Here is a 23879-nt window from a genome sequence, read left to right on the forward strand (position 1 = left end):
AGATACATCTTCGGGGCTTCGTATTTATCGCTTGTTTTGAGAGCTACTTCTTGATGTAGAGGTCTTTCGAGTAGATACGACCCTCTACGTTGTTTTTGGCAAAACCGCCAACTGTAGGGCGAACCAAACGCGCTTGCATGTAGTAATAGATTGGCGCAATGGGCATATCTGCCGCCAGCAACTGTTCTGCTTGGTCATAAAATCCTTGGCGCGCTTTCTCATCGGTTGCAGCCAATGCACTGTTCATCACGTTGTCGTACGCTTGGCTACTGTAACGTGCAAAGTTACCCGAAGAACCTGAACGCAATAAACTCAAGAAAGTGGACGCTTCGTTGTAATCACCACACCAAGACGCACGCATCACATCGAAATTGCCTTGTTTACGCGCCACTAAGTACGACTTCCACTCTTGGTTTTCTAACTCAACGTTTGCACCGAGATTCTTGTGTAGCATCGAGGCTATTGCAACGGCGATAGATTTATTTGCCTCACTGGTGTTGTACAGCAATTTGAAATCCAAAGGTTTGCCATCACCGTATCCCGCTTCTTTCAGCAGTTCACGTGCTTTCTCATCACGTTGTTGTTGACTCCAGTTACTGTATTCTGGCGGCGTTGCATCAAACCCTGCGGTGTACTGATGCGCAAAAGTATAAGCAGGAAGGTTGCCGACTTGAGTGACACCATTCGTGATCACATCGCGCATGATGGAGTACGATACCGCTTGACGCACTCGCGCATCATCAAATGGTGAACGAGTGGTATTGAACGCGTAGTAATACGTGCACAGCAATGGCACCACCGTGTAAGCCTGCTTGTAATCTTGTTTAAGCTTCTGCGCCATATGAGTCGGCACATCTGACGTGATATCCAGCTCTCCTGCCGCATAACGATTGATCGACGCGTTTTGGTTTTCAAACGGAATGTAAGTCACTCTGTTTAAATGCGTATCTGCGCTGTCCCAGTAACTTGGATTCTTAACCAGTTCAATGCGCTCATTCACGACCCACTTATCCAATGTGAATGCACCGTTGCTAACAAATTGGTCTGGATCGCTCCACGGCTTGTCGCGGTTTTCCACTGTCGCTTGATGCACTGGCATCATGGACGTGTGCCCAGTCATAGCAACAAAGTACGGTACTTGACTGTCCAACTCAAAACGTAAGGTGTATTTATCCACCGCCACGATACCGAGATCGTCCAAAGGCTTTTTGCCCTCTGCCACATCGGCGATGTTTTTGATCTTGGTGAGTTTGAGATACCAAACATTTGGAGAAGCGGTCTTCGGGTCCACCGCTCGGCGCAGTGAATAGACAAAATCATCCGCCGTCACAGGCTCGCCATTTGACCATTTCGCTTCTTTGCGCAAGTGAAAAACAAAGGTTAGGTTGTCCTTGGTTTCCCACGATTCCGCCACACCGGGAATGATGTTTCCGTCACGATCTTGAATCACCAGCCCTTCAAATAAGTCACGAATCACGTGCATTTCTGGCAGACCTTCGGCTTTTGCCGGATCAAGCGTTGCCGCCTCTGCGTCATTCGCACGTACCAAATGTTGCTCTGCGGCGAGTTGAACGCCGTTAGGTAAGGTATCCGCAACGACAGATGCAGAAAGAAAAGGGGTGAATAAAGAGGAAATCAGCAACGCCGTTGAATGTTTTTTAAAATCCATATCGTTTTTCGTTCTCCTAACGCGTCTTGTGAAGCAAGCGCCACAATTAACATTTCAACCGTTGACGAGTTTAAACGGTTCGGTTTAGCTAGGTTTAATTAGCTTAGATATTGATATTACTTCATCAATCAGGAGATTACGGTGAGTCTAATTCCAAGAACGGAAAGAGCGACATTTTTAATTCGGCCAACAACATACGGTCATTCCGTGCTTGGTGCGCCACTACTGTATTTTCCGGCGCAAGTCGAAAGTGCTTCGCGAGGTTTGATTTTGGCAGGCACTCACGGGGATGAGACAGCCTCGATTGCAGGTTTGTCCTGTGCGCTAAGAAGCTTGCCAGCTAAAAACTTACGACATGATGTGATTCTGTCAATGAATCCTGACGGCAACCAGCTAGGCACACGCGCAAATGCAAACCAAGTGGATCTCAATCGCGCGTTTCCAACCAAAAATTGGACTGAGCATGACACCGTGTATCGATGGAGCTCTCACACACCCGTTCGAGACGTAAAGGTGAAAACAGGCTCTAAAAACCAGCTAGAGCCAGAAGTTGGCGCATTAATTAACTTGATTGAACTGCGCAGGCCAAAGTTTGTAGTGTCGTTTCATGAACCGCTTGCGTTTGTAGATGATCCCAAACATTCCAACCTTGCCAAATGGCTCGGCGAGCAGTTTCAGCTGCCAATCGTGGACGATGTCGACTACGAAACCCCCGGCTCATTCGGCACTTGGTGTAGTGAACGTGATTTACCTTGCATCACGTTGGAGTTACCGGCAATTTCTGCCGATCTCACCATTGAAAAGCATCTATCCGCTTTTATTGCTTTACTGATGCACGATCCGGATCTTTAGTTCGCTGTTGGTTAAGCGATCATGTGAGGATCTGTTTGATGTCGGTACTGATATCGCTGATCAACTGACGTGCACTTTCGTCTCTTTGCTGAACCAAGATGATAAACAGCAAATCGGTGATCACGTTTTGCGCGGTGCGTGAAGCAATGGATGAGCTGCGATGTTCCGTTTCATTGGCAATCGTATCAAGCGTAATATCGGCAATACCGCGCAAGCGACTTCTCCCAGGAGCAGATAACGCAATCACCTTCGCGCCCTGCTCTTTTGCCGCTTCTGCCGCGACGAGAATTTCTTTGCGTTCGCCCGAATACGAAATCGCTATCTGCACATCTTCTGAAGAGAGGGTACGAGCAACAGCAATCTGCACGTGGCTGTCTTGTTCGGAAAGCGCCGTAATACCGAGTTTAAGCAGTTTAAAGCTTAAATCCTTCGCGGTCAGGGCTGAGCCCCCAATCCCGACCACTTGCACTCGACGCGCTTCACTCAACCATTTCACCGCTTGGTGACACGCTTCATAAGACAGCGCATTGGTGGTTTGAAACATAGCATCTGTTTTTGCTTTCACCAGTTTCTGTGAAATAACCGCGATGGGATCATCTGCCAAAATATCACTGTGCAACGGTGTCGACTGCATCGCATGCTTACGGCCAATCTCTTCATTCAGAGCTAACTTAAACTCGCTGTAGCCTTTAAAGCCAATACGCTGAGTAAATTTCACAATGCTCGATTGACTCACTTTTACTTGCGCCGCAAGTTCTTGGCTGGTGAGCTGCGCCGCCTTTTCTGCGTTTTCAACAATCCAATCGCCGACCAAACGACCACTTTGCGAAAGCTGAGTACGCCTCGCGACTATCTTATTGATAACTGACACAACAAAAACCTCAAAAATTTAAATAAATTATTCCAAAACAAAAATAATTGGAGTTTGATTTAACTCCATGATTATTCTAACCAAGCCAGTTTATACCGGATGTAATGGACGTATATTTTCTCTCATTATTCCAAATTTCTCCTGCACAAAGAATAACCTCAAGTGTGATTTTTATCACCAAAACAGAATATTTTATTCCATAGAATCGCCCTCAGATTGAACATTACGAAGAGTGTAAAACATGAAAATTGATTTAAGCCGATTGGTGACAGAAAGCCGTAATCCAGCCAGTGCAGAGATTGATACGCTTTCGACCATCGAGATGCTGCAAGTCATTAATGAAGAGGATCAAAAAGTCGCGCTCGCGGTCAAAGCAGTGCTACCACAAATTGCAAAGACGGTTGATGCAATTACTCAAGCGTTCGCCAATGGTGGCCGTTTGGTTTACATGGGAGCTGGCACATCAGGCCGCTTAGGAATTCTTGATGCGAGCGAGTGTCCTCCTACCTACGGCACGCATCCAGATATGGTGATTGGCTTAATTGCTGGTGGACACCAAGCGATTTTGAAAGCGGTAGAAAACGCAGAAGACGACGCGAAAATGGGTCAAGACGACTTAAAAGCGCTTCACCTCACCAAACATGACGTGGTTGTAGGCATTGCAGCGAGTGGCCGTACACCTTATGTACTAGGTGGTTTGGAGTACGCTAAATCCATCGGATCTACGACCGCATCTATCGCCTGTAATCCGGAATGTGCCATGGCAAAAGCGGCCGACATCGCGATTCTGCCGATTGTTGGCGCAGAGGTCGTTACTGGCTCTTCTCGCATGAAAGCCGGCACCGCACAAAAACTGGTGTTAAACATGCTCACGACAGGTGCAATGATTCGTAGCGGTAAGGTATTTGGCAACTTAATGGTGGATGTAGAGGCCACCAACGCCAAGCTCATCCAACGCCAAACCAACATTGTTGTAGAAGCAACTGGCGCATCAAAAGAAGAATCAGAGCGAGCATTAAATGCCTGCGATCGCCACTGCAAAACTGCCATCTTAATGATTTTGGCCGATTTGGATGCCGAACAAGCCAAATCACGCCTCGCCGCGCACAACGGTTTTATTCGCGCAGCACTAAATAATAACTAAATAATCCGAGTTCTGAAGGATAGACCCTATGGCAAAAATAACTTCAAACACAGTATCGCAGTTGCTGTCCGCAGTGGGTGGCAGCAGCAACGTAAGCAAATGTGGTAACTGTATGACGCGTTTGCGTTTATCGCTCGCCAACAATGGTTTGGCTGATCAGTCAGTTATCAAGCAAATTCCCGGCGTAATGGGTGTGGTGGAAAGCGATGAGCAGTTTCAGATCATTCTCGGTCCCGGAAAAGCTCAACATGCGGCTGAGATGATGAATCAATTGATCGACAGCTTAACCTCTGGTGACAGTGAAGAACCAGATATGCCACAACAAGATCTTTCTGCCGTCGCGGCCGAGCAGAAAAAACAGATGAAGAGTAAACAAACCAGTGCGGTTCAGCGTTTTTTAAGCAAGTTTGCTACCATCTTTACGCCGTTGATCCCTGGCTTTATTGCCGCTGGTTTGTTGCTAGGTTTTGCGACGTTATTGGAACAGATGTTTGTTCTCGACCAGACACCAAGCCAGTTTATGTTGGATTTGATCGCCTACATGAAAGTCTTTGGTAAGGGTCTGTTTGCTTTCCTAAGTATTCTGATTGGTTACAACGCGCAGCAAGCGTTTGGCGGCTCTGGTGTTAATGGTGCCATTCTCGCCTCTTTGTTTGTGCTGGGTTACAACCCAGAGGCTACATCCGGCATTTATTCTGGCATGAACGAGTTTTTCGGCTTTGCGATTGATCCGCGCGGCAACATTATCGGCGTACTTTTGGCGGCGATCATCGGTGCGCAAGTCGAGCGTAAGGTTCGTCAATACATGCCAGATGATCTGGACATGATCTTAACGTCCGTTATCACTCTGTTGATCATGGGCGCGGTAACCTTCTTGATCATCATGCCAATCGGCGGCGAGCTGTTTAAAGGGATGTCTTGGTTGTTCCTCAACTTGAACGATAACCCATTAGGCGCTGCAATCTTGGCAGGTTTGTTCTTAATTTCTGTGGTATTTGGCATCCACCAGGGTTTTGTTCCAGTGTACTTTGCATTGATGGAAGCACAGGGCTTTAACTCGCTATTCCCTATCCTGGCGATGGCTGGTGGCGGTCAGGTTGGCGCGTCAATGGCGCTGTATTTCAAAGCCAAAAAAGACGCTCTACTGCGCACTCAAGTTAAAGGCGCTATTATTCCGGGCCTTCTAGGCATTGGCGAACCATTGATTTACGGCGTGACATTACCACGCGTAAAACCATTCGTTACCGCTTGTATTGGCGGCGCTGCGGGCGGCTTCTTTATCGGTTTAGTTTCTTACCTTGGCTTACCAGTTGGTCTTAATACGGTGTTTGGCCCGTCCGGTATCGTGGCGATTCCTCTCATGACATCAGAAAATGGCATCTTCCCGGGCATGATGGTGTTTGTTGCTGGCCTGCTTATCTCTTACATCGTTGGCTTCCTCGCGACTTACTTCTTTGGCTGCAAAGACGTCGATTTAAGCTAAATCATTCTTCCCCTATAGGAATGGACTAGCTCGCGCCCTTGGCAAACAAGGGCGCACCCTCTCTCTACTTCACGACAATTTTTCTTATTCCGTTACTCGGAAGGGGCTTTGTCGTACCTAAAACAATAGAAATGAAAGGTCGTTAATCATGAAAAAGCACATTTTGACTCTACTTATCCCAACATTGATGGCATCAAACGCAATGGCAGCGCAGCTGTATCAAGCGGAAGATGGGTCAGTTTTAAATATTTACTCTCGTCTTGGTTTCAATGTCACCAGTAAAAATGATGAGCACGGCGATGCAAATGGCGAGTTTGATGGCCGTATTGGTTTAAACGGTTCACAAACCATCAACGAGTACGCGTCGATCATCGGCCAAGCGCAATACCAAGTGGGTGCCGCTGAATACGCAAACCAAGTAAACGACAAACCGTCTCTGACCGCACGTTATGTATGGGCAGGTATTGATGCGAAAGATTATGGTCGCATTACTGGTGGTCGCGTGGCATCTGGATTGATTATGTTTACCGACATTGGTGATGTGTTCGCCTCTTCCGATGTTTCTATGGCGCGCCAAGCGAACAAAGTCGACAAAACCGCGACGCAAGTTTTCCGTCAAGATGGCACGCTGCAATACCAAAACAGCCTAGGTAATTTCGACTTTTCTGTCGCGTACATTTTAGGAAATAACACTTCTGAGCTCGACTACGGTTACAACGCTGCACTGCGTTATACGCTAGACATGGGGAATTTGGGTACCTTGGCACCAGTGGTGGCGATGCAGAAAAATAAAGGTGATGCACGTGAAAACAACGACACCGATTACACATTCTGGGGCGCAGGTACACGTTACTACCTAGGAGATTTGATGTTGGGTGCGTTGTACTCGGAAGATGAACTAGAGGGCTATTACTCGCAAACCAGTACCGACAAAGTGATGGAATTGACGGCGGTTTACAGTGTAAATGACAAATGGGCACTGCGTGCTGGTTATCGTTCTTTAGAAAACAGTGAGGGTGACGAGCTAGAGCTGAAAGATACAACGCTAGAAGTGCAATACAAACTGACGCCTCGTTCTTCTATCTACACAAACTACGTTGATCGTAACGGTTCGCGTGGCTACAGCAATGGACAAGAAGTCTCGTTTGGCGGTGCGCACGCAGACGAAAGCTACTACCACTTAGGTCTGCGTTACGAGCTGTAAGCACGATACTTAATGTAAGTTAGCTGAATCCATGAGCTTCTTCTGTGTCCGGTCAGTAGTTATTGCCTTTAATGCTGATTTGAAGAAGCTCACCCTCGTAATATGTTTTCATCGTTACCTGTTTTGACCAACACGCCTGCATCAGGAAAGCTGGTGACAGTAGCTAACAATTTTCCATCGACAAAGTGCAATGCCGCATAATCGTGAATACCATAACAAGTGATCCTCGGTTGAGAACGAGCAAAGGCTTGGAAAACCTCAAACTTCTCACCAACATGGGAAAAATGCGCCGCAGCCAAACCGTCAATTAATCCAAGACAACGCATAACTTGGTATGCTTCGGGATCACTGTCTGTCACCGCAAACTCAAACCAACAAATTGCACCAGCGCTCATGCCACAAATGATGATGCCTTGTTCATAACACTGCTTGAGTATTCTATCGATTCCCCATTCGCGCCAAATGGCCAACATCGAACGCGTATTACCCCCACCGACGTAAATGATGTCTTGTTCAAATAGCGTTTCTTTCCAACCAGCATCAAACTTAAACAGCGGAAAATGGGTTACGTTTTCACTAAGCTTCGCATTGTAAAAACGTTCAATAACTTCATCGGCGTCTCCCGTGGCTGTCGGTAAAAAACAAATGTTTGGATTCTCCTTACCAGACAAAGACAAAATGTATTGATCGAGCGGACTCGGGTTCTCTCCCATCATCCAGCCACCACCACCAATCGCAATACAGTGTTTTCGCATTCCTTTGCTTCCTCTATTGTTGCTAAGTTTGTTGTCGCTATTCGCCGACAGAATATATGTTCCTAAAGTGATCAATGAACGCTCGCGTTCTTCTTGGTAAGTGCTCACGTTTTGGGTAGAGCAGATAAAGCGGCAAAATCGCATCCGTTTGCCAATCTGGCAGCAAACTCACGAGTTGTTCTTTTTGTGCAGATTCGAGTTTAGCCAGTGCAAATTCATCTAACATGGCTACACCACAGCCAGCCAAAGTAGCATCCAACATGGACTGGACAAGATTAAAACTCAGCGTACTTTCTAACTCAATTCTGCACTGCTGTTGAGTTTGCTTATGCGTATACGTCCACTTGTCTAACACCAAGTCACGACTTTTATAAAGGATGTGCTCTAAGTCACCAAGATCCTCTGGCGTACTTACATTTGGTTTATCAGCTAAATACGAGCGATGAGCGATCGGTTTACAGTGTAAAGTGCGTAGCTGATGGCCGACGTATCCCTCTGGGGGAGTATCGGTAAAGTAGAATGCGATATCAAACCCAGCCTCAATCAAGTCGAGAGGTGCCTCTGTGAAGATCACTTCGACGCTCACTTGTGGATGTTGCAATCGAAACTCGATCAGTGTTTGGCTGAGTAATGCGGCTCCAAAAGAAGCGGACGCCGCTATTCTCAATTTTCCCGATACGATCTCGTTTGCCATGACTTGCTCATTGATCTGCTCAGCGCCTTCTAGCAGTTGCTTTACCTGCTGATAAAACCGCAAACCATCGTAGGTCAAATTAAACTGGCGCGTAGTTCGCTGAATAAGCTGCACCGACAATATGTCTTCTAGCTGCTTAAGTTGCCGACTTACATGCGCATTCGAACAATTCAGTCGCTTTGCTGCGCCAGCAATACTTCGCTCCTCGCACAAAGCGACGTAAAGTGGTACGTAGCTGAGCCATTTTATTTCCATACAGTAATTCTGAATCTCTAAAATCAAACTACTGGAAATAATAAAAAGCCTCTAAACTCTGTACAACCTAAATTTGAAAGGATGAGTTATGAGTGTTTTCGACACGTGGTTAAAAGGTCAAGTCATTAAAGATCACATCACTAATCCCAATATCATCGTTGGCGATTACAGCTATTACTCGGGCTTCTATCATCAAAAAAGCTTCGAAGAGCAAGCAGTACGCTACTTGTTGGGTGACCCCGTCACACTTCAAGAATGGCAAAGTAGAGAACCCGATAGCATCGACAAATTAATCATTGGCAAGTTTTGTTCCATCGCTTCTGGAGCCACCTTTATGATGGCAGGAAATCAAGGTCATCGCATTGACTGGATTTCGGCCTTCCCCTTCTCTCCTGAAGAATTTGGAGAAGGCGTGCAAGACGGTTTCGAGCGTGCCGGAGACACGGTGGTGGGGAACGATGTTTGGATTGGCAGCGAGGCGATGATCATGCCCGGAGTAAACATCGGCGATGGAACCGTCATCGGAGCACGCGCAGTAGTGACGAAAGACGTCCAACCTTATTCGGTGGTGGTTGGAAACAACCAAGTCGTACGTCAACGATTCAGCGATAAAGAGATTGAAACTCTACTCAATATCCAATGGTGGAACTGGCCAATAGAACACATTAAACAAGCAATGAAAGTAATGTGTAGCAGCCAAGTCGGTGCGCTTGCGGACTACTATCAAGAGCACATTGTCGATTTGTAGATAAACAAAAGCCCACACATCTTGTTGCGACGTGTGGGCTCAGTGAGTAAGAAAGCTTAAACCGCAGCGACGTCCTCTTCTTCCAAGTTCGCCGAGACTTTAATTTCGTATTGATTGAAACGGAACGAACAACCGCCATGAGTACGCTTTGTCGTTACTTGCTCGTCGCCAAACTGCACCGTCACGCGAGTGAAGACACGCTCTTTGGCTTCGACAATATTTTCTTCTAACGCGACTTCAAAGTCATGTTCCGTTTGTTCTAGCTTTTGCTTTATCGCTTCAAGCTGCTCGTTGTTTTGTGTTTTCATCACATTAATCTGAGCTTGTTCTTCGTCGGTACGTTCGGCTTTAGGACGTTTCTTAAATTCGAGCTCTTTACGAATCACATCCATCGTGCCTTCTTGAGCGCGTTTGTATTGATCTTTGAGCTCTGCTAATCGCTCCTTAAATGCAGAATAGCGCGCGAACGCTTCTACCTTAGTGGCGGTGTCGCCTTCTACGCCCAATTGTAAGCACACCACTTTGTCACCGACTTTTGCATCTCCGCCGCTGAGCGTACCGTTCCTACCGTTCGCATCCAGCACCGTCAGATTGCGCCCACAAACAATATCGTTATTCATGCTGTGCACCGCCAACTCAATATCTTCGCCAGCTTGCAAATCACAATATTGGGCGTAGCTCGCGCGAATCGAACCTTTGGCTTTGACGTGACAACTCTTTGGCTGGCCATCACTCACGGTGTGGCCAATGATCCCTTTACCAACTTGAATGTCGTCTTGCGCTTGTACGTCAGCCGATTCAATGAAGCCGCCTACAGTAATAGAGCCCGTAGCTTTAACAATCATTCCGGATTCAATGTTGCCACCGATAATCACATTCCCTTTGAATTTCACGTGGCCTGTATTCACGCCAACGCTATTGAGGCAAAGTGCGTTATCAACTTCGATGGTTTTGTCTTTAATCAGGGGCGTACCGGATACCGATGCAATCAATAGGTTTGGGTCGTGCTTGCTTATCTCGGTGCCCTTGCCTGGCTTCATTGGGCTGTCTTTCCCGGCTTGTGGAGGAATCACTCGCCCTTGAACAGTAAAACCAGGCGTACCTTTGGTCGCAGGCGTGCGGCGCATCACCTCATCGCCTACGTCAACCGCGATAGTTTCACCGAGGTTACGTAAATCAATTTTGTCGCTAGCAGATTGGCCGTCTTTGGGTTTGAGGATGCGTTTGGTGATGTCTTTAACGAGAGGAGTAAAAAGAGCGTCTTTGCCTTTGATAGGTTGCTTACCAACCGCTACAGGTTGAGAAAAAGTTTCGCCGGGTTTGAGCTGAGTGCTGACAACCAACACTTTCTTCAAAGCCAGTTTGTTGATGCCTTTCGAAACTCGCGCTTGAGCAAGGGCTTGAACAATCTCGGGGCCACGTAAACCTCGGCCTCCGTACGCGCCGACAACGTTCATACTGGCGAGCATGTCATTATTCGATAATTCAACCTCAACTTGCGCGTTGCGTTTTTCCGCAATGACGATGCCTTCGTAAGCTTCGGCTTTACGTTCTTTGGCGCAGTTAATGAATCTCACGACTTCCCCCTCAACAACAAACATCCTTTCTGCGTTCATTGCGACGAGCTGCTCGTTTAATTCATTTTGATTTAGCTCACCACCGAGGTCCACTTCTCCCGGAAGACGGGCTATCACCTTGGTCTTATCTTCAGATAACTCAAGACACAGCTTCCACATACCCTTACCACTTTGCTTCCCATCAACACTTTCAGTCTAACCAAAAACATTTTCTGAACAAACCTCGCACTTCGAAGAATAGGGCTCAGGTCACTAAAGGTCGAAGCCTTGGTATTATTGAGTAAATAAAGTATTAGGCATGGTGATTCATCCGCGTAAATCATTCCACTCTCGTTTCACTTCATGCTCCACTCTACAGCATGAGAAAGTTGTAGCTTGTAGTTATAGTGCTTCAATACAATAGAAGTGGCGACGCCACTCCTTCCCTTTTATTGGCGATTTTGTTTACAGCTCAACATTGAACTTAGTCGGTCATGAGTTTGCTTTTTATCATTCATCAAAAACAAAAAAGGAGTGAATTTACAGTGTAAAGTCACTCCTCTCAGCTCGTCTCTATTTACAGTGTAAATCCATAAGGCGTTGCGTTTACACTGTAAATTGACTCAACAACTTTTCTAACTCACTTCTTAACTGTTGCTCAACTTGCTTTCTTCCCGATAATCCAAATTGTTTGGCACAAATGCCCCAATCATGGTTTAAGAACACTTTACTTATCATCAAATCAGAAACAGGCCCCAAACCATGTTGACGCAGCCACTGTTGTAACCACACAAAAATCGATTCATAGCTTGCACCACCCTGCGCATAGCTTTGAAGCAATACTCGCTTAGTCGGATGTAAGGTTTGATGTTGAATCGGTTGACGCAACAAGCTTCTAGCCAGACTCGGCTCTAACTTAGGATAAACAAGGGAAAGGCTCGCAGACAAAAACTCATGAAACAATGCTTGTGCGTCATCAATCCAAGTTTGTGATTTATTCGCAAGTTGGCGAACCATCAACAATGAATAACAACCACTGGCGGCATCGCGCATAGTTCCTAAACGAATGGATTGATAGCCAGCTTGTTGCCAAAACTGAATCAACTCATCCGTCGCACCAAAACTTGTCGATAGATAATCCACATGGGCACCAACGCTTTCCGCGAGTAGTGTTAGCATGCGCTTGCCAATGCCCAAACCTTGTAGATCAGGATGCACCGCAATTCGCATTACTCGTGAAGTAATAAGCTTACCTACTTTTACCAAACCAAGTTGATTGATGATGGTGATTGGCGTCAAATGCCCCTTAGGACGACGTTGACCAAGTTGAACGGCTTCAATTAACTCGTCATCAAGGCCGCCCTCCTCAACCGTGAGAATGACTCCGATGATATTTTGTTTATCCATCGCGAGATAAACGGAGCTGTTGTCATCTCGCAGTAAATGGAGCAAATCATTCGGTGAGGTTTGATAATGAGCATTAACCAGTAAAGCAAAGCATTCGCGTAGTAAGTTGGGTTGGTGAACCAGTACTTGCTTGTCCACTTTGTTCAACGATACGTTCGCCATGCCTTCAATGGATTGCGGCGATAATTCCGCGTTCAAGATAAAAGCGTCATACAACCACGTTTCTAACTTATCATCTACGCTCCAACGAATTGGCTGCTGCATCTGATACGTCTTCATGCCAGGTCGTTGTTGTTGCAACCATTCAATGAATTTCAACGTGAAGCCACGTCCGCAGCCTTCATAGCCATGAATCGTGCTAGAAAAGACCAAACGATGATAATGCTCGGTGATTTGTTTGAGCATCGGGACGGGAATCGCAGCCGCTTCATCAACTAGCAACAAATCACACTCAGGCAGCGAAGACAACAATTCGTCAGGCGCAATAAACTGAATATACCCATATCCGACTTCCAAACGGTCTTTCTTCATCTGTTTGGCATCCGTAAGTAAACGCTGCGCGTGCTGATAGACTGGCTCAACAGCGTTAATAGAAGGCGCGGTAAGTAATATACGCAGCGGCTTGTGTTGCAACAACTGAGCACAAGCGATACCTAACGCGCTGCTTTTACCTCTACCGCGATCAGCCGTGAGCACTAAAGGACGCTTACGATGCCCACTCACCACTTTCTCGATTAATGAAACAGCGTGAGTCTGCTCTATGTATTCTGTATTTCTCTGCGCAATAGCAAACTCAGAAACCTGGGGAATGACTTTCCCCTGCTCAAGCACTATCAGCTTTTGCCATTGGGTCTGCATCCATTGCTCAGCGAAGTGTTGTGGTTGAGCAGTATTTGTCACAACAAGTAGCATTCCACCGCCAACGAGAGAGCCAATTGCCGCCGTAAAGCTATTAGCATCGAACTCTTTTCGCGCGTCAAACAGCAGCACATCACATTCTCTTCCGAGTAGTCGATTTCCCTGCTTCATTCCAACACAAAAGGCACTCTCGAATGACCAATCCCCAACACAGAACCAACGTTGTGTGGTTTGAGTTTGAAGAAATGCAGAGAGAATGGACTCTTGCCAATCGGCCTCTCCTTGCAAAACAATACCTGAGCGTTGAAAAGCATGTTGAGATTGGCGCTGAAGTGAAGATAGAAATTCAGATTGTGCGTGCATGGGGTCTATCCGATGTTGAACTACCGCCATCTTATCACATCTGCTATTCGGAGCATGCTTCCACACGCTCAAGATCGCAGACATAAAAAAACCGCCCGAAGGCGGTTATCGTTAAAGCTTAGTTTTATTGCATTTTGCTTTGAACAAAAGCAAGGATTTCTTCCATCAAGCTGTCATCGACTTTCTTCAGATTGAGAGCAAGATTGCTGCCTTTACGACTGTAGCTTGCTCGACCTTTGACAAGATCAACTTTTTCAGCCTTTTTTGCAGGTTTAGCTGGTGCTAACTCTGAGATCCAACTTTCGATGCTTTCCGTCACTTCTTTGGTCAAACGAGCCACGCCTTGTGCCTTGCTACGTTGCCACAAGTAACCTTCCGACGTACGGCATTTATCCAACAAGTTTTGCTGCTGCTCAGCGGTCAATGTTGAGAACTGTTTGTGCAGTTTAACAATGGTTGGACGACCTAAATCGCCAACATTTGGATACGCTTGTAGCAATTCTAGCGGCAATGCCGCGGCTTTAAGCGCACCACTTACCAATGCTTCACTGCATTGGAACATTTTCGCTAGCGCTTTTTGGTCTTCGGCTTCACCGCTTTCCAGCTTAGCCTGCATCTCTTTGCCTTTTTCGTAAAGCGACAGCGGTTTGTGAGCATTCGCGACGTCAGATAGGAATTTCGCGTGTTCAGTGTTGATGCCATCACCAACGTAAACCAAGAAATCCTTACCCGCCAAGATACAAGACATACGACGGCGGCTACCGTCTAGCACTTCAATTTTGCCATCGTCAGTGCGACGACCAACAGCTGGGTACTGTTGACCACGCTCTTTCAGTGTCACCAAAACATCAGATAAAGCATGCTCATTCAAGAATGATTGTTCACGGGCGTTGTCCGCGAATACACGCGTCTCGCTTGCCACTTTATCTGCGGGAATACGAACTAATTCAAACTGAACTGTGCCCTCTCCCGCCACTGCCAACTCGATGGTTTGCGCTTTTTCTTTTGCTGCCGTTTGCGCTTCTTGTGGAGTCGCTACTCGACGTTTATTCGTTTTACCAAATAATTTCGCGTTTAATTCAGACGTTTTCAAAGCCATTTACTGTTTACCCCTGATTTAATGACGGCCAGTTAGAGTGCAATACGCGCTCCAATTCCAATGCGCTTTTGTGAACCGCATCTTGAGCAGTTGCAAGTGTCTTCTTGCCGCCTTCGAAATCACTTACGGTTAAATCAAACACAGTGCTGTAGGTGTCTGCACACGTTTCAAATGCACGGCTACGTGGAATGGTTGCCATCATCACTTGGTCACCAAGCAGATAGTTCATTTCCGTCAATACCGAAACTTGCTTCTTGTTGTCGTCTTCGAACATGGTTGGCATTAGACGAACAAACTCTAAGCCATTCCAATCTTCTGGGAACATCTCATAAACCGTAGGCAAATGCTGGAAGAAGTTAACCGTAGATGCCCAGTCTAGACGTTTTGCCGCACAAGGAATTAACAGTGCATTGGACGCGTACATCGCATTCCAAACCAGAGGGTCGACGTGCGGACCGGTATCAATCATGATGATATCGAAGTCATTCGCAATCTTGTCGATAAGCTGTTCTTTCAATAGACGAACTATATCAAGTGATGGGTCTTCAGACAGCGTTTGCCACGCTTCTGCGTTAAACATAGCATCTTCTGGGAATGCGGAGATTGACTTCAAGTTCGGATATTGCGTCGGCAACAGCACGTTCTTGTGTAAAAATTCGCGGTCGATCTCTACTCCATCAGGCACGTTGCCTAACATGATGTCTACCGCTGAATAAATGTTGTCGTGCTCAGCCACACTGATTTGCGGGTTTAAAAACAGACGTAATGAACCTTGAGGGTCCAAGTCAATCAAACAAATGCGGTAGCGTTTATCTAGGTTAAGCGCCAAACAAGCAGCCAAATGTACGGCCGTCATTGATTTACCCGTACCACCTTTTTGGTTTTGTACATTGATAATCCATGGTTTATTGCCGTTATTCTTCTTACGCTCATAGAATTTTGGCACTTCAGCCGCATCCATCAGCATGTGTGCTTCTTCTAACGTAATGGAGTAATGATTCGCGTTGTTTTTAGTAAATTGGTGGCCTGCGGCTTCCATCTTACCGATCGCTTCATCCAGTTTACGACGAGTTAAACCAGAGCGAGTCTCCATCATCGCCTTAGACATTGGTGGGAAGTAGTTGTCACTTCGCTCTTCCAAAACAATCTCAATACGGTCAGCTTGAACTTGTTGCGTCAGCTCAGCTAACTCTTGAAGATTTTCAATCGTTTTTTCTCTTTTCATGCCAAATTCCGTTGGAAGGATATCTGCACCCAATTGTACAGCAGTAGACTTCAAAAACAACAAAAAGGTGCACGTTCATTTTGAACAACCATCACATAAAAAACCATCAAAATTGGCTGTTTTATGATTTAAGAAGAAAAATATATCAATTTTTAATCAATTTATTCCAAATAAAAGAGGTTAGTTCTTACTAAAATTAAAAGTGTTACATTGTCACTTATTTACAATGTAAATCTATTTTATCCGGAACGATTATATAAGTGGGCTAAATTACGGATTATGTGATTTCAATCGACTTAAATCATTTTACATACTGATTGTGGAGGAAAAGAGAGGAAATCGTGTCGCGTCACGACCTTGATCATGCATCCGAAGCAAAATCAGCGAGAAGACAACGAATAAGAACGGAACCATGATCAAGGAAGACTCTTGATCATGTTTTCGAAGATAACTGTAAATACGAAAGCATGATCATGGCAGATAATGGACGAATGAAGGTAAATCAAGGCTTGAGTACATGGATCCATTTCTCGGAAAAATGATCAAGCAAGTAGGTTTCTCGGAAGCATGCTTTTTAATGCGCTATTTACGGCTGAATGCAGACGGAATGGGGGATTGAAGCATAAATGCGCCTCTCAACCTTCGGAACGATGAAATACAGTATCGGTAAACAAGACATAGTGTCTTTCATGATCATGCTTCCGTTAATTCTGATAATCATGCAATCTTTGAGGCTAAGGACCCAAATTGACGTCATTTTAATCGTTTGGCTAATTTGGCAACAATTGAAGGTAAAGAGAGATGAAATAACCTTAGCTTGATCATTGATCCGCAACCTCGAAACACTCACAATAGCAGAGGATCGACAAATCAAGATCGAGGTAATCACGGATTTCTGTGGATAACCTGTACAGACATCATGATCATCGTTTCATGATTGTTTTGATCATCTTTTCAGGAACTTAATGATCATGCTTGCGGAATGAAGTGATCATGCTTTCAAGGTTTTGTTGATCATCGTTTCGATAAAGCTATGATCATAGTTCCGAAACACCTCAAAAAAATACTCATTAATAACAGCAACTTAGGCTCGTGAAAATAACCAGATCAATAGATCATATAATCAATTAAGATCAGAATAATCAAAAAGATCAGTTATTTAAAAAACAAGATTTTTTCTTTATTTATGATCTGTTTTTCTTTATTCTTCGGAACCATAGCACAACTACGGCTAGTGTGATCTGGATCTAAAATGACGGCTGATGAAAAAATTCTGATTAAAGCACCAAGAAGCCATAAGGATGGCCATCTTTTTGAGGTACATGAATCCTCTGCTGATTGGGTAGAGCAGTACCAACATTTCAAAGGGGTGACCAAAAGCATCTTAGAGTTGCTTAATCTGATCTCATTGCGAGGTTTCAGCAGCAAAGATGGACTTGTTTCAACAACTGAGATTGTTGAAGCCACAGACGGTCAACTGACTCGTGCTGCACTTCAGCAACGTTTACGAGCGGCTGTCAATATCGGCTTGTTTACCCAGACTCCAGTACGTTTTGAGGAAGGCCTAGCAGGCAAAACCATGCTGCATAAATTTGTAAACCCAAACCAGCTCATTTCGGTTTTGGGGGCAACAAGCTTAGTCACTGACAAAGTTCGTCAGAATGAAAAGCAAAAACGTTCTAAGGCACTCGCACAAACCCAAGTGAACAAGCGCTTGTTGAATGAGCACGGCTTAAATACGCCACCAATGATGAAGGATGAAGCGGATCAATTTGTCGTTTCACCAACGAATTGGGCTGGGATCATTGACCAAGCACTCGCACCACCTCGCACTCGTAAAAGCTATCAGAAATCCATGGTGTCGATCTCAGGCACCAAAGCGGTGATTGAAACGCGATCTTCCAAAAATATCATGACAGTCGATGATCTGATGACGCTGTTTGCGTTGTTTACTCTGACAGTGCAATACCATGATCATCATAAAGATCAATATCAAATGGATGCCGCGCACGTTCCGAATAAAACGCCGCTCTACATCACCGATATTTTGTCATTACGTGGCAAAAAAGACAGTGGTCCAGCGCGTGATTCCATCCGTGACAGTATCGATCGTATCGAGTTTACCGATTTCCAACTGCATGAACTCACTGGCCGATGGCTCAGTGAAAATATGCCCGAAGGCTTTAAGAGTGACCGCTTCCGCTTCTTAGCTCGTACCATCACGGCTTCAGAAGAAGCGCCCGTTGAAGGCAGTGATGGCGAAATTCGTATTAAACCCAACTTATACATCTTGGTGTGGGAACCGTCGTTCTACGAAGAACTACTAACACGCGATTATTTCTTCTTGTTCCCACCAGAAATCCTGAAACAGCATACGTTGGTGTTCCAGCTGTATTCGTTTTTCCGTAGTCGTATGGTGCGCCGACACACAGATTGCATGCTGTTGAGCGAGTTAAATCAGAAGCTTGCACGTAACATTGAATGGCGTCGATTCTCAATGGATCTGATCCGTGAGCTGAAACGCTTGTCAGACGGCAAAGGGACAGACGATCTTTTTGTGGTGAACTTGTGGGGTTATCACTTAACGATCGAAACTATGATCGAGAATGATAAAGTGATGGATTACCAGATCGACATCAAATGTGACGTCGAAGAGGTGTTGCGTTACTCACGTGCTCGTACAACCAACGCAGGCAAGCGCAACATGGCGCCTACGCTGCCAAACCCGCTTCGTAATGAGATGGTAACCCGACAGCAGCTTGAAGCGCTCTCAGGCATCATTGACGGCGAATTTGAGCCTATTCAGCGCAAAGCCCCGTCTCCGCGAGGAAATTTGGGCCGTCGAGTGAAGCAAAGAAAGCACCTTGTCGAGATCAACGCAGATGAGATCACCATTACTCTGTCGAAATACACCTCTCCAGAGGCGCTAGAACGCAGTATAACGGCGTTGTCTGCAATGACAGGGCACTCGTATGCCTCAATCAAAGAAGAGTGTTCTGAGTACATTGAGAAGCTAGATTGGCTGAGAGTAGGGGATGAACCGATTCCTTATGAGACTCTGAGCAAAACTGTAGAGCTGTTTAACACTCAAAACGAGGTTAAACATCTCACGATTGAACGTTTGATTGCTGGTTTAGCGGTGCGCCGTAAAGTTTGCCGACAAGTGTTTGATGGTCACATGGATGAGATGGTGTTCCGTGCTTTGGATGAAATGGCGATTTAATATGATCTCGCGCAAGCAGGGGTGAGTAATAGCCGTGACTGATTGATTTAAAATGTAACAATGTCTTTCGATGATAGAAAACAGACTCAACTCTAACAAACCACTGACATTACATGTCTGAGCGAAGACTAAGATTTATCTCGAATAGACAACCTTTTGTCCTTTCTGATGATTAATAGATTGGCTCATATTGTTACATTCATTCTGAATAGACTTCGCGAGTTTCTCCTCAAGAAACTCGCTTTTTTTTGCCTAATTTTCCTGAACACTCTTGATCATTCTTCCGTATTAATGTCGCAGTCCTTGATCATGTTTCCCTGCCTCGTTCCAGTTAAGTGATCGCATTAAGGCGACATGTGATTCGATCAAGTTATTGGCCTGTTGTTGCCATTGGTTTTGATCTTGCTGTTGATTGCAAAATTCCAACGCTAATACGGTCAAATGCTGTAAACGTTTTAAGCACCAATCTTTAAGCAGAATATCACTCATGGGGTGGCATGCCGCTTGTTCGAGCTTCGCGCTTGCATAGAGCAGAGTTTGGTAAGCTTTGTGATGGTCTTGATACCTGGCGTATTGAAATACTCTCAAACATCCATCTAGCCAGCAGGCGATGGCTTTGCTTTGTTGATCAGACAACACCGGACCAAACACGGTATCAGGAGCTTCGTACAAGATCGCTTCTAACACGTCTACTTGATCATGCTTCCTAGTTTCATACCAATCCGAGATTTGATCTTGCCAGGAGGTCAGTTCCATCATGCAGCCTCAATCCATTGTTTAACAAAGTGATTCGGACCAACTTGATCATATTCATCAACCACAACACTGCTGCGATGACGGATCTCATCGGCGTCTATTGAGTAGTTTGGTTCATTTTTCACCAAGTTTCCAAATGGCAGATCAGGATCGGGTACGGCTGAGATCAACAACTTAGTGTATGGGTGCTGTGGATTTTTCAAGATCGCGTGTGTGTCACCCCATTCAACGATTTGCCCTTTATACATCACCGCTGTTTCTTCAGCGATGTAGTGCGCGGTGGCGAGGTCGTGGGTAATGTACAAAAAGCCAATCCCAAGCTCTTGCTTCATACGCTGCATCAAGTTCAATACGCCCAAGCGAATTGACACATCCAGCATCGATGTAGGCTCATCGGCCAAAATTATTTGTGAACCGACGGCCAGTGCGCGTGCGAGGTTTACTCGCTGACGCTGACCGCCGCTGAGTTCGTGCGGGTACTTGTTTAACGTCTCTTCTGGCAATTCCACCAGCTTGAGAAGTTCGTCCAATCGCGCCGGGATCTCGCGGTCATGCTGCACCTGCTTGTGGATTTTCAACGGGCGAGTTAGATGATGACGAATTGTGTGGGTAGGGTTCAGCGATCCAAAAGGGTCTTGGAACACCATTTGTACCTTACTGCGATAATCTTGAATATCGTGTCGTGAGATGATGTCATTGATGTTGGTGCCGTTAAATAGAATTTCCCCTTCGCTCGCCGGGTAAACCTTTGTGATTAGCCTTGCACACGTGCTTTTACCGCAGCCTGATTCGCCAACGAGAGCCAATGTTCGCCCAGCGTAAAGATCAAAACTGACGCCTTGCAACGCTCGAAAAGTCTCTTCTTTGGCAAAGCCACCGCCCACAGTGAACTCTTTGATCACGTTTTTCATTTGAATGATCGGTTGACTCATGCTGGTGCTCCTTGTTGCTCTGGCTGCTTGTGAACATCGTGAATATTGGGGAACGAGGCCCACAATTTTTGGGTGTAAGGGTGTTGTGGGTGATTGCGGATCTCGTAAGCGTGATTGACTTCTACGATCTCACCATGGCGCATGATGGCGATGCGGTCGCACAGTTGGCTCATCAAAGCTAAATCGTGAGTGATGAAAAGAACTGAGAAACCAAATTCTTCTCTCAGCTGATAAATTTGTTGCAGGATCTCTCGCTGCACCACCACATCAAGCGCTGTCGTTGGTTCATCCATAATGATGAGCTTAGGGTTTAAAGACAGCGCGATGGCAATAACCAGCCTTTGGCGCATTCCCCCAGAGAACTGGTGCGGATATTCACCCAGTCGATCTCGAGGGATGTTCACCAAATCGAGCAGTTTTTCGGCGCGATCTTTGGCTTGTTCGTTGCTGAGTCCTTGATGATGACGTAGGACGTCTGCAAACTGCTCTTGAATGGTCAGTACTGGATTAAGCGAGTTCATGGCACTTTGGAATACCATGGCGATTTCGCTCCAACGCAGCGCGCTTAGCTCCTTATCGGACAAACGTAAGATGTCCTTACCTTGGAACAGAATTTGTCCGCCAGAGATAAACGCGGGCGGCTTGTGCAGACGATTGATCGAAAAAGCGATGGTACTCTTTCCGCATCCAGATTCCCCAGCAAGGCCGAATACTTCGCCTTTTCCAATATCAAAGCTGACCGATTTCACCGCATTAAAGTCACCATTGTCGGTGATGTAGTCCACGCACAAATCTCGGATCTGGATGACCGGATCACTGTGAAAGGGGTGACTTAAATTAATCTCACTCATTAAAAATACCCAACCAATACAAAAGATAATTATTATCATTATCGTATGTGCAAATGAGAAGAAAGCGTAATCGACCGAATAGGTGAAGTGACTCGAAACTTGAATGAAAGAAAAAGTCGAATTTTGGTTACGAGAGTGTGATAAAAAAAGACAAAAGTGAGAGCTGGATCAGCACACTTTTCTTAAGGGGAATTTTCCAAATTTAATCGTAAATTTGGCCTTTGGCAAAAGGTAAGTGATGAATCTATTAACGAGTTGATGAAAGGTCGGGAGGGGTCACATTTCCCCACTGTTTTTCTTACCTCCGCACAGTGGGTTTGCTATAGATTAGCTGTCCAAAACATGGTGTGTTCGGAGGAAATATGTCCATTAATTCTATCGACCATGAAGAGATGACCAACATCGCTCACAAGTGGGAATTACCCGAAGAAGAAACCGTTGTGAAGCCAGAGAAAACAATGAAATCAGCAGAAGCCAGACGTCGCATTGAGGCACTGCGTGAAATCCGCGAAAGCGGGTTAAGCATTGAAGAAGCAAGAGAACTTGGCTTGATTCACTGATTCTCTCAATTCGGTGTACCACTCCATAGGGTAGCCAACTGGCTGCCCTTTTTATTTGCTAACCCCATCATTTAACCGAAGTTTCTTGTTCATTTTATTTGTTCTCCAACCTTATTTTTATTCAGTCTGAAGTCACTTTGCTTGCTTACTATGGTTTGACAAATGGTAGAGGCGTTACTAAAAGATATATCAGTAGGATATGCCTTTTGTTGACTATCCATATCATCTAAGCAGGAGCGCGAATATGGTTGATCAGATCCTTTTCTACGAGCCCGATGAGCCGCACGGCTTCCTCTCCAACTTCTGTCATGCCCCCGTCGAAATATCTTCCCAATCTTGGCCCACCAGCGAACACTACTATCAAGCTCAGAAATTTGTTGATGCCCAACTGCAAACCAAAATTCAGAAAGCCCAATCGCCGGATGAAGCGTTCGCGTTAAGCCGTCAGTACGAGCATCTCGTTCGCAGCGATTGGGACAACATGAAGCTCTCAGTTATGGCGTTCATTGTGCGAGAGAAATTCCTCCAAAACCCGAAACTTGCTCAGAAACTGATGCGCACGGGCAATGCTTGCCTTACCGAGCATTCGCACAAGGACGCATTTTGGGGAGATGGGGGAGACGGTAAAGGTTTGAACCACCTAGGAGAAATTCTGATGAACGTACGCGCAGAGCTGCGACATGTCGAGCCTTACAATTTGGTTAAGTTCATCGACAAAGCTAAGCTGCCAACTCAGTGGGGCACATTCATGATGCACGGCTTCATCGAGACGGCTACAGGGAAGGAGCATCTCGCGCTGGTGTATGGCGACCCGACGTCTCAGCCTGCGCCATTGATTCGGCTCCATTCTGAATGTCTCACTGGAGACGCACTATTTAGCACACGCTGCGATTGCGGTTTTCAGTTAAATCGTGCGTTGCAAAACATCGTCGAAGAGGGCTGCGGCGTGCTGCTCTATTTGCGTCAGGAGGGACGTGGCATCGGTTTAATCAACAAAATTCGCGCCTATCACTTGCAGGATGATGGTGCGGATACCGTTGAGGCGAATGAGCGTTTAGGGTTTGCTGCTGATATGCGAGACTATGCGTTTTGCAAAGGGATGTTAGAGCATTTAGGGATTGACGAAGTGCGTCTGATGACCAACAACCCCCGTAAGCTTGCGGCTTTGAAAAACGCGCACATCAATGTCGTTGAGCGTGTGCCACTGCAAGAAGGTCGCAATCCAAGCAACCAACACTATCTAAAAACCAAAGCAAACAAATTAGGGCACATGTTTGATCCCCATTTTGTTGATCAAACGGAATGATCGTTTCTGGCGGGTATCAAATCGAATAGACTAAAACGCCAGCTTGAGAAGGCTGGCGTTTTAGTGGG

The 23879-nt window shown here is 45.8% G+C and carries 19 protein-coding genes; 8 read left to right on the forward strand and 11 right to left on the reverse strand.

Annotated elements, in window-relative coordinates; translation table 11 throughout:
* Positions 1-43: 43 nt before the first annotated feature.
* The gene (locus DYB02_RS20125; protein ID WP_029804695.1) at positions 44-1669 is read right to left on the reverse strand and encodes an ABC transporter substrate-binding protein; all 1626 of its coding nucleotides are present in this window, start codon (positions 1667-1669) and stop codon (positions 44-46) included.
* Positions 1670-1810: 141 nt separating this feature from the next.
* Between DYB02_RS20125 and mpaA the strand changes: the two genes are divergently transcribed.
* Positions 1811-2521, forward strand: a complete 711-nt coding sequence (gene mpaA, locus DYB02_RS20130; protein WP_029804694.1) for a murein tripeptide amidase MpaA — start codon at positions 1811-1813, stop codon at positions 2519-2521.
* A 19-nt stretch (positions 2522-2540) separates the two neighbouring features.
* On the opposite strand, the gene DYB02_RS20135 is transcribed toward mpaA, so the two are convergent.
* Positions 2541-3392, reverse strand: a complete 852-nt coding sequence (locus tag DYB02_RS20135; protein ID WP_029804693.1) for an SIS domain-containing protein — start codon at positions 3390-3392, stop codon at positions 2541-2543.
* Positions 3393-3633: 241 nt separating this feature from the next.
* On the opposite strand from DYB02_RS20135, the gene murQ reads away from it, so the two are divergent.
* The 3 genes from murQ to DYB02_RS20155 all read left to right on the forward strand — a co-directional run bounded on the left by murQ (position 3634) and on the right by DYB02_RS20155 (position 7223).
* Positions 3634-4536, forward strand: coding sequence for an N-acetylmuramic acid 6-phosphate etherase (gene murQ, locus DYB02_RS20145; RefSeq protein ID WP_029804692.1), 903 nt, complete (start codon positions 3634-3636; stop codon positions 4534-4536).
* A 28-nt stretch (positions 4537-4564) separates the two neighbouring features.
* On the forward strand, positions 4565-6019 hold the full coding sequence (murP, locus tag DYB02_RS20150) for a PTS N-acetylmuramic acid transporter subunit IIBC (RefSeq protein ID WP_029804691.1): 1455 nt from the start codon (positions 4565-4567) through the stop codon (positions 6017-6019).
* A gap of 148 nt (positions 6020-6167) precedes the next feature.
* The gene (locus DYB02_RS20155; RefSeq protein WP_029805170.1) at positions 6168-7223 is read left to right on the forward strand and encodes a porin; all 1056 of its coding nucleotides are present in this window, start codon (positions 6168-6170) and stop codon (positions 7221-7223) included.
* Between the two features lie 89 nt (positions 7224-7312).
* Here the strand turns inward: DYB02_RS20155 and DYB02_RS20160 are convergent, their stop codons facing one another.
* Both DYB02_RS20160 and DYB02_RS20165 read right to left on the reverse strand, forming a co-directional pair.
* Positions 7313-7978, reverse strand: coding sequence for a Type 1 glutamine amidotransferase-like domain-containing protein (locus tag DYB02_RS20160; protein WP_029805168.1), 666 nt, complete (start codon positions 7976-7978; stop codon positions 7313-7315).
* A 37-nt stretch (positions 7979-8015) separates the two neighbouring features.
* Positions 8016-8927: a LysR family transcriptional regulator gene (locus DYB02_RS20165; RefSeq protein ID WP_029805166.1), complete on the reverse strand. Its 912-nt coding sequence runs from the start codon at positions 8925-8927 to the stop codon at positions 8016-8018.
* A gap of 88 nt (positions 8928-9015) precedes the next feature.
* Between DYB02_RS20165 and catC the strand changes: the two genes are divergently transcribed.
* Positions 9016-9675 carry a type C chloramphenicol O-acetyltransferase gene (catC, locus tag DYB02_RS20170; RefSeq protein ID WP_029805164.1) on the forward strand — a complete coding sequence of 220 codons (660 nt, stop codon included), beginning with the start codon at positions 9016-9018 and terminating at the stop codon, positions 9673-9675.
* A 56-nt stretch (positions 9676-9731) separates the two neighbouring features.
* Here catC and DYB02_RS20175 read toward each other — a convergent pair whose 3' ends face one another.
* The 4 genes from DYB02_RS20175 to DYB02_RS20190 form a co-directional block, all read right to left on the reverse strand.
* Positions 9732-11411, reverse strand: coding sequence for a flagellar assembly protein A (locus DYB02_RS20175; RefSeq protein ID WP_029805162.1), 1680 nt, complete (start codon positions 11409-11411; stop codon positions 9732-9734).
* 426 nt (positions 11412-11837) lie between these two features.
* On the reverse strand, positions 11838-13859 hold the full coding sequence (locus DYB02_RS20180) for a tRNA(Met) cytidine acetyltransferase TmcA (protein ID WP_029805160.1): 2022 nt from the start codon (positions 13857-13859) through the stop codon (positions 11838-11840).
* Between the two features lie 124 nt (positions 13860-13983).
* Positions 13984-14958 (reverse strand): ParB/RepB/Spo0J family partition protein, encoded by a 975-nt coding sequence (locus DYB02_RS20185; protein WP_015313732.1) that lies wholly within the window; start codon positions 14956-14958, stop codon positions 13984-13986.
* A gap of 7 nt (positions 14959-14965) precedes the next feature.
* Positions 14966-16183 (reverse strand): AAA family ATPase, encoded by a 1218-nt coding sequence (locus tag DYB02_RS20190; RefSeq protein WP_005500197.1) that lies wholly within the window; start codon positions 16181-16183, stop codon positions 14966-14968.
* A gap of 1252 nt (positions 16184-17435) precedes the next feature.
* On the opposite strand from DYB02_RS20190, the gene DYB02_RS20200 reads away from it, so the two are divergent.
* Positions 17436-19406, forward strand: coding sequence for a replication initiator protein RctB domain-containing protein (locus DYB02_RS20200; protein WP_020838338.1), 1971 nt, complete (start codon positions 17436-17438; stop codon positions 19404-19406).
* A 288-nt stretch (positions 19407-19694) separates the two neighbouring features.
* On the opposite strand, the gene DYB02_RS20205 is transcribed toward DYB02_RS20200, so the two are convergent.
* From DYB02_RS20205 to DYB02_RS20215, 3 genes are read right to left on the reverse strand one after another with little or no spacing between them, the layout of a single operon-like run.
* Positions 19695-20162 (reverse strand): hypothetical protein, encoded by a 468-nt coding sequence (locus DYB02_RS20205; RefSeq protein ID WP_029806555.1) that lies wholly within the window; start codon positions 20160-20162, stop codon positions 19695-19697.
* Entirely contained in the window at positions 20162-21094 is a 933-nt protein-coding gene (locus tag DYB02_RS20210; protein WP_021452830.1) for an ABC transporter ATP-binding protein, read from the reverse strand. The genes DYB02_RS20205 and DYB02_RS20210 overlap by 1 nt, the downstream gene beginning before the upstream one ends.
* On the reverse strand, positions 21091-21945 hold the full coding sequence (locus DYB02_RS20215; protein WP_029806558.1) for an ABC transporter ATP-binding protein: 855 nt from the start codon (positions 21943-21945) through the stop codon (positions 21091-21093). The genes DYB02_RS20210 and DYB02_RS20215 overlap by 4 nt, the downstream gene beginning before the upstream one ends.
* Positions 21946-22307: 362 nt before the next feature.
* Between DYB02_RS20215 and DYB02_RS20220 the strand changes: the two genes are divergently transcribed.
* Together DYB02_RS20220 and ribA are read left to right on the forward strand one after the other, a co-directional pair.
* Positions 22308-22505: a PA3496 family putative envelope integrity protein gene (locus DYB02_RS20220; RefSeq protein WP_021450418.1), complete on the forward strand. Its 198-nt coding sequence runs from the start codon at positions 22308-22310 to the stop codon at positions 22503-22505.
* Positions 22506-22749: 244 nt separating this feature from the next.
* The gene (gene ribA, locus DYB02_RS20225; RefSeq protein ID WP_005477438.1) at positions 22750-23811 is read left to right on the forward strand and encodes a GTP cyclohydrolase II; all 1062 of its coding nucleotides are present in this window, start codon (positions 22750-22752) and stop codon (positions 23809-23811) included.
* Positions 23812-23879 lie beyond the last annotated feature (68 nt).

The sequence above is a fragment of the Vibrio parahaemolyticus genome, assembly GCF_900460535.1.
Lineage (GTDB): Bacteria > Pseudomonadota > Gammaproteobacteria > Enterobacterales > Vibrionaceae > Vibrio > Vibrio parahaemolyticus.